This window comes from Paraburkholderia sp. J69-1, from assembly GCF_905220255.1.
In the GTDB taxonomy this organism is placed as follows: domain Bacteria; phylum Pseudomonadota; class Gammaproteobacteria; order Burkholderiales; family Burkholderiaceae; genus Paraburkholderia.
Genome location: NZ_CAJMZG010000001.1, coordinates 102,925 through 118,286, shown reverse-complemented (window position 1 = coordinate 118,286; position 15,362 = coordinate 102,925). Strand labels below are relative to the sequence as shown.

Below are 15,362 nucleotides of genomic sequence, written 5' to 3'. Positions count from 1 at the left end.
ATCTCCTGATGGTAAAAAATTCTGTTACTGCGCCGTGTGCCGGGCTCTCTGGCGGCTCGTGGCAGCCTGCGCCGGGAGCACACAGCAAACGGGCCCGCCAAAAGGCGAGCCCGTTTGAAGGGATGCTTAGTTGTCCAGCGCGGCCTTGGCCGTCGCCACGACGTTTTCGACCGTGAAGCCGAAGTGCTTGAACAGCACGCCAGCCGGGGCCGATTCGCCGAACGTGTCGATGCTGACCACGCCGCCTTCCAGGCCTACGTACTTGCGCCAGAAGTCGCCTTGCGCAGCTTCGATCGCCACGCGGCGCACGCCCTTGGGCAGCACGCGTTCCTTGTATTCCGCGTCCTGACGGTCGTACACGTTGGTCGACGGCATGGACACCACCCGGGCGCCGATGCCTTCGCGCTGCAGCGCTTCGACGGCCTTCATCGCCAGTTCGACTTCCGAACCCGTTGCGATCAGGATGATCTTGCGGCTCGGGATGTCGTCGTTCCAGTCCTTCAGAACGTAGCCGCCCTTGGCGATGTTGGCAATCTGCGCGTCAGTACGCTCGTTGAACGCGAGGTTCTGACGGCTGAAGATCAGCGACGACGGGCCTTGATGCGCGATCGACTCGGTCCAGGCCACGGCCGTTTCAACCGTGTCGGCAGGACGCCAGAGCGTCATGTTCGGGATCAGGCGCAGGCTCGGCACCTGTTCGATCGACTGGTGGGTCGGACCGTCTTCGCCCAGACCGATCGAGTCGTGCGTGAACACGAAGATCGACGGGCACTTCATCAGCGCGGCCACGCGCAGGGCGTTGCGGCTGTAGTCCGAGAACGTCAGGAAGGTGCCGCCGAAGGCCTTGTAGCCGCCGTGCAGCACAATGCCGTTGAGCGCCGCGCTCATGCCGAACTCGCGCACGCCGTAGTTGATGTGGTTGCCCCACTCGATGCCTGCCTCGCCGGCCTTGGCCGCACGGACGGGCTTCGAAGCCTTCCAGTTGGTCAGGTTCGAGCCGGTCAGGTCGGCCGAGCCGCCCAGCAGTTCCGGCAGCGCTGCCGCCAGACCTTCGATGGCCAGTTGCGATGCCTTGCGAGTCGCAACGGTTTCCTTGCGCGAATCAGCGCCAGCGATGATTTCAGCGGCCTTCTGCGCCCAGTCGGCGGGCAGCTTGCCTGCCATGCGGCGCTCGAACTGCTCGGCTTCGGCCGGGTATTTCGACTTGTAGGCTGCGAATGCTTCGTTCCATTCGCCTTCGAGCTTTGCGCCCGGGGCCTTCGAATCCCAGTCTGCGTAGACTTCCTGCGGCACGACGAAGGGCTCCCACTTCCAGCCCGCTGCTTCGCGCCACTTGGCGATTTCTTCCGCGCCCAACGGCGCGCCGTGCACGTCGTGACCGCCTGCCTTGGTCGGCGCACCGTGACCGATCTGCGTCTTGCAGCAGATCAGCGTGGGCTTGTCCGAGGCCTTGGCCTTGGCGATGGCTGCGTCGATAGCGTCGACGTCATGGCCGTTCACGCCCGGGATCACGTTCCAGCCGTAGGCTTCGAAACGCTTCGGGGTGTCGTCGTGGAACCAGTTCACGACGTCGCCGTCGATCGAGATGCCGTTGTCGTCGTATAGCGCGATCAGCTTGTTCAGCTTGAGCGTGCCGGCCAGCGAGCAGGCTTCGTGCGAGATGCCTTCCATCAGGCAGCCGTCGCCGACGAACACGTAGGTGTGGTGATCGACGATCTGTGCGTCGGCCTTGTTGAATTCGGCGGCGAGCAGCGCTTCAGCCAGCGCCATGCCGACCGCGTTCGCCAGACCCTGGCCGAGCGGGCCCGTGGTGGTCTCGACGCCCGGCGTGATGCCGAATTCCGGGTGACCCGGCGTCTTCGAGTGCATCTGGCGGAAGTTCTTCAGCTCGCCGATCGGCAGGTCGTAGCCGGTCAGGTGCAGCAGTGAGTACAGCAGCATCGAGCCGTGGCCGTTCGACAGCACGAAGCGATCGCGGTCGCTCCAGTGCGGGTTCGTCGGGTTATGGCGCAGATGGCGCGCCCACAGCGCAACAGCGATTTCAGCCATGCCCATGGGCATGCCGGGGTGGCCGGAATTGGCTTGCTGAACGGCGTCCATGGACAGCGCGCGGATCGCGTTGGCCATCAACGTGGTGGTTGCGGGGGAGGCGGAAGACGAAGTCGTCATGTCGAGTCCGGAGGAACGAGTGCAAAAAGCGGCGTGGGCGGGCGGCATTGGTCTGACCAGAAACGCAGATCAAGACGGCGCGCGCACAGCAGCGAACGGTTCCGGAAGCTCGGCAAACACGTGCTCCGGCGCGCGATGCGGCGCCAAGGAAGACGCGAAACGGCCAGAGCAAACGGACAGGGCTGCAAAGGGCGACATTCTAACAGAATGTGCGGCTTGCCCCTGGCTTGAGGCAGGTCCCGCGCAGGAAAAGGCGCGTGGCGGGCTGCTGACGGGCCGGCGGCGGCGGCGCACGGAAAGCCGTCCGTATAATGCCGCTATTGCCCCGTTTTTCGCGCCGATCTGCCTCCATTTCGCATCAAGGCATTGGAACGCGAACGCCATGACGCGGCCGCGCCGGCCGCTTCCGCTCCCTCAACCCATCGAACTACCGTGACCGCCCCGCTTCTCTTTCAGCCTTGCGCCGACGCCCTCTACGGCTTTCCTGGCGCACGCCTGCTGGCCGCTGTCGATTCGGCGTGGCAGCGCATCGAAGTCTGGAACACGCCGCAGCTCGGCTGCCTGTTCACGCTGGACGGCCGCCCGATGACCTCGGCCGGCGACGAATTCGTCTATCACGAGTGCATGACGCATGTGGCCGCGCTGTCGCATCCTGCGCCGCGCGCGGCGCTCGTGCTGGGTGGCGGCGATGGCGGCGCAGCGCGCCAGTTGCTGCGCCATCCCGGCATGGAACGCATCGTGGTCGCCGAACTGGACCCCGACGTGGTGCGCCTGACCGGCGACTATCTGCCCGAAGTGCGCGGCGGCGCGTTCGACGATCCGCGCGTGGAACTGGTGATCGGCGATGCCGCGGATTTCGTTGCCCGGGCGGCGCAGGACAACAATGCGTCTCCCTTCGATCTGGTCGTGTTCGATCTCACGCCGCCCGATTCGCCCGCCGCCGGCCTTTACACGCCGCAGTTCTACCGCGCGCTCAAAGACATCATGAGCGAGGACGCGCTGATCTCGCTGCATCTGGGCTCGCCCGAACACCACACGGTGCGCATCGGCACCCTGCTCGACGGCCTGCGCACGACATTTGCGATCATCCGGCCGATGGCGGCATGGGTGCCGCTTTACGGTTCGCCCTGGCTGATGGCGGTAGCTAGCGACCAGCTCGACCCCGCCGCGCAATCCGAACTCATGTTGACGGTCCGCATGGGCGAGCGCCAGCTGGAGGGCCTGCGCTTTTACGACGCGCGGCTGCATGCGACACTCCTCGCTGCGCCGCGAATGTTCCGCGATAAATTAGGTCAATTCCTACAGCTTTAGGAAGCGCAACATTGCAAAATCGTCGGGTTCGTTACATTTGTTTGAGAACCCGACGCTTCAGAGCTCGCTAAAAGCCATCTTGCCCGCAACCGAATCTGGAGACCCTGATGACCCCACCCCGCCCCGCTGGCGTGCCGTGGCTGACGCCCTATCTCACGGTGCGCGATGCGCGCGCCGCGATCGCCTTCTTCGAGGCAGCCTTTGGCTTTGCGGTGCGTGATTGCGTGGAGGACGACGGCGCGGTGATGCATGTGGAGATGACCTATCACGATCAACTGATCGTAATGTTCGCGCCGGAGGGCGCATTCGGTTCGACGGCCCGCACGCCGAAGAGCTCGGACGCGATTGCCCCCCAGTCCTTTTATCTTTACGTCGACAATGTCGACTCGGTATATGCGCGGGCGCTTGACGCCGGCGCAAAATCGTTGAGCGAGCCGCAGGACCAGTTCTGGGGTGACCGTTTCGCTCAGGTCGAAGACCTCGACGGTTACCGCTGGGCGCTTGCTCGCCATCTGTCATGAAGCAATGAGAACCTGTCTTATGCCCCGCTTTTTCGTCGGCAACTCCCTACAGTCCGGCGACGTCATCACCCTCCCCGACGAAGTCTCGCGACACGTTCAGGTGCTGCGCCTGCAGCCCGGCGACACGGTCGTGCTGTTCAACGGCGTGGGCGGTGAATTCAGCGCCGAAATCATTTCGATGGAACGCCGCGATACGCAGGTGCGCGTCGGCCCGTTCCGCGACATCGAAACCGAACCGCCGTACCGTCTCACGCTCGCGCAAGGTATCGCCGGCAGCGACAAGATGGACTGGCTGATCGAAAAGGCTGTCGAGCTTGGCGCGACCAATTTCGTGCCGCTCACCACGTCGCGCAGCGTCGTGCGTCTGTCGGGCGATCGTGCGATCCGTCGCCAGGCGCACTGGCAGCGCATCGTGCAGGCGTCGTGCGAACAGTGCGGACGCAACCGTATGCCCGAAGTCGCGGCTACGCGCGAAATCGGCACCTGGCTGGGCTCGCTGCCCAAGACGCCAGGCGACGGCGAATTGCGCGTGCTGCTCTCGCCGCGCGCGAATGTGTCGTTCGCTACGTTGCCGAACAACCCGCCGCTTGGCGAAATCATCGTCCTGGTCGGCCCGGAAGGCGGTCTTTCGTCGCCGGAAGAAGCGGCCGCGCTCGATCACGGCTTTATCGCAGTGGGTCTCGGGCCGCGCGTGCTGCGTACAGAAACCGCGGGCATCGCCGTGCTCGCGGCCCTGGCCGCGCGCTGGGGCGGCTGGTAAGTCGCTGGTCGGGCTGCTGCGCACACACCGCGCAGCGAGCCTCGCAGGTAAAAATGACAAGGCCCGCCGGTCGTCGCGACCGGCGGGCCTGTGCATTTTTGTCGCACGAATGCGACGCTATACGGATTTTTCCGACCTTTGCCGACTACGGCGCGATTCAGGCGCTTGCCGCAACCGTTCAGGCGAACGAATAAAAGACGCGGAACGGCACCTTGCGCTCGGCCCAGTATTCCGTTGCTTCGCGGAACACGTCGAGCAGCGTCTCGCGGCCATCCTTGTCGAACTTCTGCGCGATCGGCAGGCCTTCGAGCACGATCACGAAACCGGGCTGTTCGCCGGCCTTCTGCACGAGATCGGTCAGGCAGTCATACAAACCGTCGTAGTTCTTGCCGAAATGCTTCGGAAACAGAAATGATGTGGCGATCGTTTCCAGCACTTCCTGCTTGGTCTGGGCATTGGCGCAGAACGCGTAGAGGAAATGCTCCTGCAGACGCTGCGCTTCGTCGGCCAGATCCTGCACGCGGAACGCGCGGATCGACTGGACGATATTCGGCCTGACGGTCGAAAAAAGGCTCATGGCCTCCTCGTTCGATGAATGCGCGTCGTCCCCGTGCGCAGCGTCGCGCTGCTGGTCGTCATGCTTCATCTGCATAACGCGCTGGAACAGGTTGCCCTCGCCGGACGCGAACAGATCGCTCGCGACCCGAGGGCCGTGCGCGTAAGTGTTATCGCTCATGCCGCTCTTCCCGGTGTCATTCAACAATTCGCCTGAAACTGGCGTAGTGGTCGTCGGTGTAATAGCAATTGTCGGTATGCCTGAGCGAACCGCCGCAGACAATGCGCCGTGCGCCCCGATTGCGCGCCGCGGGCGTCGGCACAGTGTATTCGTGATAGTAGCCGCGCCGATGTCTGGGCAACTGACGTTCATAGTTGCCGAACACCACGCCATCTTTCTCGAACGGGTAAGGACCGCCCACACTGATCAGGCCCAGCGTATCAACCGCTTCGCGCGGCATTTCCGCCCTGCTAACTGTACCCAGCGATGCGCCGCCATCGTCCGGCGCCTGCGTGCGCGCCATGGAAAACGGCGAAACCGCTAACGCCGCCACAAGAAAAAAACCCGACGCGACACGCCTCAGGCATTTCGCCCGACGGCCAAAAAGATCGCTGGAACAAGGACTTCCGAGTAGCGCGCCGCAGGTTTGGTGCCCTGTCTGCGCGGCTGTCTCCCCAGTCGTTTCGTCAGGCAGTCCTATCTGTACCATCTACGGATTCCCGGTTCCCGGATCACGCGTTCGACGACCAATAAAGGTGTAAGGGTATCGCTAATAGCCCCCGGAAGCAATCACAGCCCGGCGGCGGCGCTGTGTGCTTGAGCATGCGCGAGTCGCAATCGGGTAATTTTTACAACCGACGAAAAGGACAAAAGCAGGAGAGAAGCGGGAGAAAACCGGCGGCAGCGCGATGGCCGCCGGTCTGGGTGAAACGAGGTACTTAACGCGTGGCGTTCACATCGGCGACCAGCAGCGCCGTCATGTTGACAATGCGGCGCACCGTTGCCGAAGCGGTCAGCACATGCACCGGCTTGGCCGCGCCCAGCAGCATTGGCCCGATGGCGATGTTATTGCCCGCCGCCGTCTTCAGCAGGTTGTACGAGATGTTGGCGGCATCGATATTCGGCATCACCAGCAGGTTCGCTTCGCCTTCGAGCGTCGATTCCGGCAGGATTTCGCGGCGCAGATTGGCGTCGAGCGCGACGTCGCCGTGCATTTCGCCGTCCACGTGCAGGTCCGGCGCGCGTTCCTGCAGGATCACCAGCAGATCGCGCATCTTCTGCGCCGAAGGCGCGTTGCTCGAACCGAAGTTCGAGTGCGAGCACAGCGCAACCTTCGGCTCGATGCCGAAGCGGCGCACTTCTTCGGCCGCCATGATGGTGATTTCGGCGAGCTGCTCGGGCGTCGGATCGACGTTCACGTGGGTATCGACCACGAAAATCTGGCGATTCGGCAGCACTAGCGCGTTCATCGCGCCGTACACATTGCAGCCTTCCTTCTTGCCGATCACCTGATCGATAAAGTGCAGATGGCGATGCGTCGTGCTGACCGTGCCGCAGATCATGCCGTCAGCGAGGCCCTTTTCCACCAGCATCGCGCCGATCAGCGTGGTGCGGCGGCGCATTTCGAGCTTGGCCATCTGCGGCGTGATGCCCTTGCGCGCCATCAACTTGGCATAGGTCTGCCAAAAGTCGCGATAGCGCTCGTCATGGTCGGTGTTGACGACCGAGTAGTCCTGACCCGCGATCAGACGCAGGCCGTAGCGCGCGATGCGCTGCTCGATCACTGCCGGACGGCCGATAAGAATAGGCTTGGCGAGCTTTTCGTCGACCACGATCTGCACCGCGCGCAGGATGCGCTCTTCTTCGCCCTCCGCGAACACGATGCGCTTCTTCTCCGGCTCCACGGCGCGCGCGAGCTGGAAGATCGGCTTCATGGTGGTGCCGCTGTGGTAGACGAACTGCTGCAGATGCTGCTCGTAGGCGTCCATGTCCTCGATCGGACGAGTCGCGACGCCCGAGTCCATTGCCGCCTTGGCCACTGCCGGCGCAATCTTGACGATCAGGCGAGGGTCGAAGGGCTTCGGAATCAGATACTCGGGCCCGAACTGCAGATCCTGAATGCCGTAGGCCGTGGCCACGACATCGCTTTGCTCCTGACGCGCCAGTTCCGCGATCGCGTTCACCGCGGCGATTTCCATTTCGCGCGTGATGGTGGTCGCACCCGCGTCGAGCGCGCCGCGGAAGATGAACGGGAAGCACAGAACGTTGTTGACCTGATTCGGATAGTCCGTGCGGCCAGTGGCGAGCACGGCGTCCGGGCGCACTTCCAGCGCGAGTTCCGGCAGGATTTCCGGTGTCGGATTCGCGAGCGCCAGAATCAGCGGCTTCGGCGCCATCACCTTGACCATGTCCTGCTTGAGCACACCGCCGGCAGAAAGACCGAGGAAAATATCGGCGCCTTCGATCACTTCGGCGAGCGTGCGCGCCTCGGTTTCGCGGGCGAAACGCTCCTTGTCCGGGTCCATCAGCTCGGTGCGGCCCTTATAGACCACGCCGGCGAGGTCGGTCACGTAGATGTTTTCGAGCGGCAGGCCCAGATCCACCAGCAGATCCAGACAGGCCAGCGCCGCCGCGCCCGCGCCCGACGCGACCAGCTTCACTTCCTTGATGTCCTTGCCGACCACCTTCAAACCGTTGGTGAAGGCCGCAGCCACCACGATGGCCGTACCGTGCTGGTCGTCGTGGAAGACCGGAATCTTCATGCGCTTTCGCGCTTCGCGTTCGACGATAAAGCACTCGGGCGCCTTGATGTCTTCCAGATTGATGCCGCCGAAGGTGGGTTCGAGCGCGGCGATCACGTCGACCAGCTTGTGCGGGTCCGACTCGTTCAACTCGATATCGAACACGTCGATACCGGCGAACTTCTTGAACAGCACCGCCTTGCCTTCCATCACCGGCTTCGAGGCCAGCGGCCCGATATTGCCCAGACCCAGCACGGCCGTGCCGTTGGTCACGACGCCCACCAGGTTGCTACGCGCCGTGAAGCGCGCGGCGTTGAGCGGGTTCTCGACGATGGCCTCGCACGCGAACGCCACGCCCGGCGAGTAGGCCAGCGACAGATCGCGCTGGTTGATCATCTGCTTGGTCGGCGCGATGGCGATCTTCCCGGGCGTCGGGAACTCGTGGTAATCGAGGGCGGCTTCGCGCAGCTTGTTCGTAGCGGAATTCGACATGGGAGGCGGGAGATGGGAGGTGAGTGCGGATTAGAATGACAACTCGAACGCGGACCGAACCAATTGTAGCGCCAATACTCACAGGCATTCCTTTCAGTTCGGGTGCAACTGCCGCGACCGGATTGCGGGGAACACCGCACACGAATTCATCGCCACCGCATTGCCATCGTCACCTTTCGTCATGCTTTCCGAGTTTTCCCTGATCGATCGATACTTCGCGCAACGCGCGCGCACCAACACGCGGCGCGCGGCGCTCGGCATCGGCGACGACTGCGCGCTGATCGCGCCCGCCGCCGGCGAGATGCTGGCCGTCTCGACCGACATGCTGGTCGAAGGCCGTCACTTTTTCCCCGATGTCGATCCGCACGCGCTGGGTCATAAAACACTGGCCGTGAACCTGTCGGATCTGGCCGCGATGGGCGCGCGGCCGATTGGCTTCACGCTGGCGTTCGCGCTGCCCAGGCCGCAGGAAGACTGGCTGGCCGCCTTCAGCGCAGGCCTGTTCGAACTGGCCGACCGCTTCGACTGCGAGCTGATCGGCGGCGACACCACGGCCGGGCCGCTCAATCTGTGCGTCACCGTGTTCGGTTCGGTCCGGCAGGACGTCGCGCTTCGGCGCGATACCGCCCAGCCGGGCGACGACATCTGGGTCTCCGGCACGCCCGGTGACGCACGCGCGGGTCTGGGCGTGCTGCGCAACGAATGGCGGGTCAGCGACGCCGATGCCGCCGTGTTCCGCCGCGCGCTCGAATACCCGCAGCCGCGTGTCGAGCTGGGCCTTGCGCTGCGCGGCGTGGCGAGCGCGGCGCTCGACATTTCGGACGGCGTGGCCGGCGATCTGCGCCACATCCTGGAGCGCTCGAAGCTTGCCGCGACCATCGACGTGGACAGCCTGCCGGTCTCGCCCGCGCTCGCGCGTCTGCCGCGCGACACCCAGTTGCAGTGCGCGCTCGCGGGCGGCGACGATTACGAACTCTGTTTCACGGCGGCGCCCGCGCAGCGCGCAGCCGTCGAGGCGGCCGCGCAACAGGCCAGTATTCGTGTCACACGCATCGGTACAATGAGTGCCCCGACTTCGCCGCGCGCCGCACCCACGATCGCCTGGCGCGATGCAGCGGGCACGGCACTCAACCTGACGTTGCAGGGTTTCGACCACTTCCATGCAGACTGACCCCACGCCCTCGCCCGCCAACGAACTCGCGACGACCGGCGCACCGGCCCAGAGCAACGGCCCGCGCCAGGACGGCCCGCGTCGCGCCGATGCGTCCTTCATGCTTTCGCATCCGTTTCACATCATTTCGCTCGGCTTCGGCGCGGGGCTCTCGCGGCTTGCGCCCGGCACGGCCGGCACGCTGTTCGCGTGGGCCGCGTTCGAAGTGCTCAACCGCTACATCACGGTGACCGACTGGGGTCTGCTGATCATCGTGGGCTTTTTTGCGGGCATCGGCATCACGGGGTTCACGGCGAAGAAGATGGGCGTGAGCGACCCGTCCGCCATCGTCTGGGACGAGATCGTCGCGTTCTGGCTCGTGCTGCTGATGATCACGCCCGTGGGCATCGAAGGCAGATTGTGGGCCTTCATCGTCTTCCGCTTCTTCGACATGGTGAAGCCGCCGCCCATCCGCTACTTCGACCGGCGCTTCAAGAGCGGCCTCGGCATCATGCTCGACGATATGGTCGCCGCTTTCTTTACGCTGCTCGTCATCGCGCTCTGGCGCATGTCGGTTTAACGCCATCTGCGCGACTTCACCGCGCTACCCACCGGATTGCCCGCAATGCCTACCGATTCCGTCGTTCATCAACTCGCTATCCGCGTCGGCAACAAGCTGCGCGACGGGCGTCTCATGCTCGCGACCGCCGAATCCTGCACGGGCGGCATGGTCGCCACCGCCGTCACCGATATCTCGGGCAGCAGCGGCTGGTTCGAGCGCGGTTTCGTCACCTATTCGAATCAGGCCAAGACCGAGATGATCGGCGTGCCCGCCGAACTGATCGAGAAACACGGCGCGGTGAGCGAGCCGGTCGCGCGCGCGATGGCCGAAGGCGCGCTGCGCAACAGCCGGGCACAAGTTTCGCTCGCCATCACCGGCATCGCCGGTCCGGGTGGCGGCACGCCGGAAAAACCGGTCGGCATGGTGTCGTTCGGCTGGAGCAACCGGCTGCATACGAGCGTCGAGACGCTGGTCTTCAAGGGCGACCGCGAACAGATCCGCGTGCAGGCTGCCGCGCACGCACTGCGCGGGCTGCTTGCGCTGATCGACGAACAGGAACGTTGAGCGCCCGGCCAGGCCGGGCTCATTGAGGAGACGCGCGTCATGGCCGTGGCACACAACGAGGTCGAAGAACTGATCCGCCGCTTCGGGCTCGAACCGCACCCCGAAGGCGGCTACTACAGCGAAACTTATCGCGCCGACACCTTCGTGCAACGCGAAGGCGCGACGCCCGGCGACGGCACGCGCGCGGCCTCGACGGCCATCTACTTCCTGCTCGCGCACGGCGCGTATTCGGCGTGGCACCGCATCCGCTCCGACGAACTCTGGCACTTCTACGCGGGCTCGCCCATCGAGATTCATTCGATCGACGAACGCGGCGTGCTCTCCACGCGCAAGCTCGGCCACGCGCTCGATCATCCGGGGACGGTGTTTCAGGCGGTGGTGCCGGCGGGACACTGGTTCGCGGCGCGCTGCTGCGATCCGTCGACTTACGCGCTGGTGGGCTGCACCGTCGCGCCCGGCTTCGAGTTCAGCGAGTTCGAGATCGCCGATGTGGACGCGCTCATCGAGCAATTTCCGCTGCATCGCGCGCTGATCGAACTGCTCGGCAAACGCGCGACGCTTGCCGCAAAAAAAGACTAAAGCCTGCGCGCCCGCCTAGCGCTGCGGCGTGCCTTGCGACGAAACGGCTTGCCAGCCCATCGGGCCGCCACGGACGAATACATCGGTGAAGGTCGAGTGGCGAAGCGGCGCTTTGGGCGAGAGCTGATACTCGCACACGCCATTGACGATCGCCATATCGCCATAAATGCGGATCGCCATCGACGTGAATCGTTGCTGCATGCTCTGCCCAGGCTTGTGGCCCATGACCACGTCGCTCTTTTCCTGGATGCTGCCCGTGTCCGTCACCAGCAGGAAATCGGGATGCAGGATTGCATCGACGATACGCGGGTCGTTCGACATGCCCGAAGCCAGCCAGGTTTGCTCGATGCGTTCAACCTGAGCCCGATCCGACGCCACATCCGCGTGAGCGGTCGATACCAGCGCCGCGCCGCAGAACAGGCAAGCAGCGATGAGTTTTGAAAACCGGTGTTTCATTTTTCTACCTTAAACATTCAAAGTACCGTTGCGGGCAAACCTGCTGCGGCCCGCACCGCAAGAGTCACGAATCATACTGGCCCACGTATCGCAAATTACATCGGCATCCTGAATTTCGAAGAAGTTCGATCGGCGATTTCAATGGCTGCCGCTCGCCTCCATGTCCCAATTGGACTCGCGCAGTTCGCGCATCGCCGCGCGGGCGCGCTCGAGGAAGCGCAGCGACGCATCGCGGGGCGCCGCAATGGCCTCGTCGGTCACCGACTGCATCCCCATCGATATGCGAAAAAATCGTTCGGCGTGAATCGACCGGTGATAGTGCATGCGCACGCGCTTGCAATCGCTTAGTCGCGGATTGCCAAACAGGCGCAACAGGGCAAGCGCCAGCGCACCGTCCTCGCCGCCGACGCGCCGGAACAGGTCATCGAGCGGAAAGCCACCGAGCGCCGCGAACACGGCGCGGCGAATCACAAGACAGCTCGGCACCGTGTTGCTCAGCGCTGCTGCCAGCTCCGGGAATTGCGGATGAGAAACGATCTCGGCGGGAAAACCATCGAAGTCCATGTCGAGCCGGATCGATTTCTGGCGCGGATGTTCGACAAGATAAGCGGCCGCCGCGCCAAGCGCTCCAGGCAAATATTCATCGTCGGCATCGAGGAACGCCAGCACGGGATGCGCCGCGTGCATGGCACCCCAATTCCGCGCGCGAGCGGCGCCGCCATTCAGCGGCATGGGCAACAGTTCGATCTGCGGGGACTGGTGTGCATAACGGCGCACGAGTTCGGCTGAACCGTCGCACGAACCGTCATCCACCACGATGATCTGCGCGGCCTCGGGCTGCCTGACGCAACTGTCGAGGGCGCGCGCGAGCGTGTGCTCGGCATTGAAACAAGGGATGACGACGGACATCGGCAGCACGGCGGCCGATGAAACGGCTGATGTCAGTGAACGCATGGCGGACCCTTCATTGGACGATGACTAGCACCCGGCCAATTATGAGGAGAAGAAACGTCCGCTTCATTCGTCATAGTTCGAATGTGTCGATGACCGTGAGCGCTATCGACGCAAACATCGTTAAAAAAAAAGGCGTGTCCGAAGACACGCCATCAAACGCCCTACTACTTCATGCGATCTCCGTTGGCATTGAACAACGCCAGGAGATCGCATCCGGGCCCGCGCTCCCTACAGGCTGGCCCGTTTTTCTCTACTGCTTCTCTGCTTATTGCGCAGAGATCTTGACGCGCCGGTTAGGCGCCAGACACGCCACCACGGCAGGCGTGGCCTTCGCACCCGGACAGACCTTCACCGCCTCGACCGCACCGCGACCGTAGGTTTCGAAACGTTCCGGCGCAATGCCCTCTTCCTGGAACGCCTTCTCGACCGCTTGCGCACGTTGCAGCGACAGCTTGCTGTTGTGTGCGACCGAGCCGAAGCGGTCCGTGTAGCCGTCGATGCGCAGCACCTTCAGCTTCACACCGGAATCGCGGATCTGCTGGGCCAGTGCACCCACCATGCGCTGGCCTTCCGGCTTGAGCACGGCGCTGTCGAAATCGAACAGCGCATCGGCGGATACCCACCGTCGCCCCGGTGCCAGCCGAATACGCGTGAGCCTGCGAAGCCGCGCCCAGCGCAACTGCTGCAACCGCCACCGCCTTGACGCTCTTGCTCTTGCCCTTACCTCTGGCGTTCTCCTGCGCAGCTACCCACGTTCCCGTAGCTTCATTCCAGACGGAACGATATGCCTTATTCATTTGCAATCCTTAACTAACTTTAAAGATAAAAGGTGGACTTCAAAAACCTGCTATTCGCAGTCCGAACCGCACCAGGTTGACCGGATGCTCGACGTATTGACTTGCATCCGCTTTTCGCTGGCATTAAAGAGATGACTCACCAGCCGTTGGGAACGAGTATCTGCGCCGCGACACAATCGTTAAATCGAACGAGTTCGATTAGCGCGAGAACCGCGTGCTGACGCCCGCCGTGAGAACAAAGTGAAGAACAGCCGGATGGCACAACGCAGCAAGCGGTTGGAGCAAGCTTCGAATCCGCTTTCGCCCTGGGCAAACAACAGACGGTCCTATCAACTTTGGGAGCGATCTTAAGGAAGGGAAATGCGTGGGAGAATCGGAGAATTCTTATTGTCGTGCACCGTGATCAAACTAAATTCTTGGTTTTTGATGCAAGTTTTAAGGGATATTTAGGACAATCGTTGAATATCACTGACATTCTCTTAAACATCACAGATCGACATGATCCAAATCTCAATATCAATCCTGTATATAAGGAGTTTTTATAGGAGTATTCCTATATCGAAATTTCAGATACACAGGAGGGAGATAAAACCGATTCCGACTGATGACAACGTCGTAGGGCGACAGGAGTAAGCCGGGCGGGGCTTGAGCCGCTTCAGGTGAAGAACATCGCGAAAATATGTTTGCAATCCTGATCAATACGCCGAAACGTGAGCGGGATTTGCCAGGATTTGCCATACAAGAAGTCAAAAAAAAGACGGCTGGTGCCCGTTCACGTGAGTGACAGACCCCAGCCGTCTCGGCCAGCAATCCGCTGGCTATGCGCTTTTAGCGCCCCGCGCCGACACGCGGCTCCCGTGCGTCGGCAGCAAGGTTGAAACCGCGAATCAACGGTAGGCGTTGATCGTATCGCGCGTCTTCTGGGCAGCCGTTGCAGCCGCCTGCGCGTAGTCCTCGCCCTTGCTCGCGTAGATGATCGCGCGCGACGAGTTGATCAGCATGCCGGTGCCGTTGGCGGTGCGGCCGGCCTTGACCGTCGCTTCCACGTCGCCGCCTTGCGCGCCGATGCCCGGAATCAGCAGCGGCATATCGCCGACGATACCGCGCACCGTCTCGATTTCCTTCGGGAAGGTCGCGCCCACCACGAGGCCGAGTTCGCCGCTGGCGTTCCACTTGTTCGCCGCGAGATCGGCCACGACCTGATAGAGTGGCTTGCCGTCGGTCGTCAGGAACTGCAGATCCGAACCGCCGGGGTTCGACGTGCGGCACAGCACGATCACGCCCTTGCCTTCATGCGCGAGCCACGGCTCGATCGAATCGAACCCCATATACGGATTGACCGTCACGGCGTCGGCCTTGAAGCGCTCGAAGGCTTCGCGCGCGTACTGCTCGGCCGTGCTGCCGATGTCGCCGCGCTTGGCGTCGAGGATCACCGGCAGGCCCGGATGCTTGTCGTGGACGTGGGCGATCAGCGCTTCGAGCTGGTCTTCGGCGCGATGGGCGGCGAAGTAGGCGATCTGCGGCTTGAACGAGCACGCGTAAGGCGCGGTGGCATCGACGATATCGCGGCAGAACTCGAAGATCGCGTCGCTGCGGCCAGCCAGCGCGGCGGGGAACTTGGTCGGCTCGGGGTCGAGACCGACGCACAGCAGCGAGCCGGTACGCTGCCAGGCGGCGGCGAGGGTCTGATTGAAGGAAGTCATGATGAAGCGCTCGGGCGAGCGGGTGTAGGGGAAACGGCGCGTATTTT

General features: G+C 63.2%; 15 protein-coding genes and 1 pseudogene. 7 read left to right on the top strand and 9 right to left on the bottom strand.

The window, feature by feature from the left end; genetic code table 11:
- Positions 1 to 126: 126 nt before the first annotated feature.
- Entirely contained in the window at positions 127 to 2,169 is a 2,043-nt protein-coding gene (tkt, locus tag U5A67_RS00610) for a transketolase (protein WP_321815929.1), read from the bottom strand.
- 432 nt (positions 2,170 to 2,601) lie between these two features.
- On the opposite strand from tkt, the gene speE reads away from it, so the two are divergent.
- From speE to U5A67_RS00595, 3 genes are all read left to right on the top strand, one after another.
- The gene (speE, locus tag U5A67_RS00605; protein ID WP_321815928.1) at positions 2,602 to 3,480 is read left to right on the top strand and encodes a polyamine aminopropyltransferase; all 879 of its coding nucleotides are present in this window, start codon (positions 2,602 to 2,604) and stop codon (positions 3,478 to 3,480) included.
- 107 nt (positions 3,481 to 3,587) lie between these two features.
- Positions 3,588 to 4,001, top strand: coding sequence for a VOC family protein (locus U5A67_RS00600; RefSeq protein ID WP_205981460.1), 414 nt, complete (start codon positions 3,588 to 3,590; stop codon positions 3,999 to 4,001).
- Between the two features lie 19 nt (positions 4,002 to 4,020).
- Complete coding sequence (locus U5A67_RS00595; protein ID WP_321815927.1) at positions 4,021 to 4,761, top strand: 16S rRNA (uracil(1498)-N(3))-methyltransferase; 741 nt, start codon at positions 4,021 to 4,023, stop codon at positions 4,759 to 4,761.
- Between the two features lie 178 nt (positions 4,762 to 4,939).
- On the opposite strand, the gene U5A67_RS00590 is transcribed toward U5A67_RS00595, so the two are convergent.
- The 3 genes from U5A67_RS00590 to U5A67_RS00580 all read right to left on the bottom strand — a co-directional run bounded on the left by U5A67_RS00590 (position 4,940) and on the right by U5A67_RS00580 (position 8,550).
- On the bottom strand, positions 4,940 to 5,497 hold the full coding sequence (locus U5A67_RS00590) for a barstar family protein (RefSeq protein WP_321815926.1): 558 nt from the start codon (positions 5,495 to 5,497) through the stop codon (positions 4,940 to 4,942).
- Between the two features lie 16 nt (positions 5,498 to 5,513).
- Complete coding sequence (locus U5A67_RS00585; protein WP_415767672.1) at positions 5,514 to 5,900, bottom strand: ribonuclease; 387 nt, start codon at positions 5,898 to 5,900, stop codon at positions 5,514 to 5,516.
- A 355-nt stretch (positions 5,901 to 6,255) separates the two neighbouring features.
- Positions 6,256 to 8,550, bottom strand: coding sequence for an NADP-dependent malic enzyme (locus U5A67_RS00580; protein WP_321815925.1), 2,295 nt, complete (start codon positions 8,548 to 8,550; stop codon positions 6,256 to 6,258).
- A 181-nt stretch (positions 8,551 to 8,731) separates the two neighbouring features.
- On the opposite strand from U5A67_RS00580, the gene thiL reads away from it, so the two are divergent.
- The 4 genes from thiL to U5A67_RS00560 are packed head-to-tail and all read left to right on the top strand — an operon-like array spanning position 8,732 to position 11,405.
- On the top strand, positions 8,732 to 9,721 hold the full coding sequence (gene thiL / locus U5A67_RS00575; RefSeq protein WP_321815924.1) for a thiamine-phosphate kinase: 990 nt from the start codon (positions 8,732 to 8,734) through the stop codon (positions 9,719 to 9,721).
- A complete protein-coding gene (locus U5A67_RS00570) occupies positions 9,711 to 10,280 on the top strand; it encodes a phosphatidylglycerophosphatase A (protein ID WP_321815923.1) in 570 nt (189 codons plus the stop codon). The genes thiL and U5A67_RS00570 overlap by 11 nt, the downstream gene beginning before the upstream one ends.
- Positions 10,281 to 10,325: 45 nt before the next feature.
- Complete coding sequence (locus U5A67_RS00565) at positions 10,326 to 10,826, top strand: CinA family protein (protein ID WP_205981467.1); 501 nt, start codon at positions 10,326 to 10,328, stop codon at positions 10,824 to 10,826.
- Between the two features lie 39 nt (positions 10,827 to 10,865).
- Positions 10,866 to 11,405: a cupin domain-containing protein gene (locus U5A67_RS00560; protein ID WP_321815922.1), complete on the top strand. Its 540-nt coding sequence runs from the start codon at positions 10,866 to 10,868 to the stop codon at positions 11,403 to 11,405.
- Positions 11,406 to 11,420: 15 nt separating this feature from the next.
- Here U5A67_RS00560 and U5A67_RS00555 read toward each other — a convergent pair whose 3' ends face one another.
- From U5A67_RS00555 to pyrF, 5 genes and pseudogenes are all read right to left on the bottom strand, one after another.
- Positions 11,421 to 11,861 (bottom strand): nuclear transport factor 2 family protein, encoded by a 441-nt coding sequence (locus tag U5A67_RS00555; RefSeq protein WP_321815921.1) that lies wholly within the window; start codon positions 11,859 to 11,861, stop codon positions 11,421 to 11,423.
- A 138-nt stretch (positions 11,862 to 11,999) separates the two neighbouring features.
- Positions 12,000 to 12,779, bottom strand: a complete 780-nt coding sequence (locus tag U5A67_RS00550; protein WP_321815998.1) for a glycosyltransferase family 2 protein — start codon at positions 12,777 to 12,779, stop codon at positions 12,000 to 12,002.
- 301 nt (positions 12,780 to 13,080) lie between these two features.
- A complete protein-coding gene (locus U5A67_RS00545) occupies positions 13,081 to 13,503 on the bottom strand; it encodes an OmpA family protein (protein ID WP_321815920.1) in 423 nt (140 codons plus the stop codon).
- Between the two features lie 31 nt (positions 13,504 to 13,534).
- Positions 13,535 to 13,612: pseudogene (locus tag U5A67_RS00540) on the bottom strand (ESPR domain-containing protein); the annotation flags it as partial.
- Between the two features lie 887 nt (positions 13,613 to 14,499).
- Complete coding sequence (pyrF, locus tag U5A67_RS00535; protein ID WP_205984002.1) at positions 14,500 to 15,315, bottom strand: orotidine-5'-phosphate decarboxylase; 816 nt, start codon at positions 15,313 to 15,315, stop codon at positions 14,500 to 14,502.
- Positions 15,316 to 15,362: the final 47 nt, after the last annotated feature.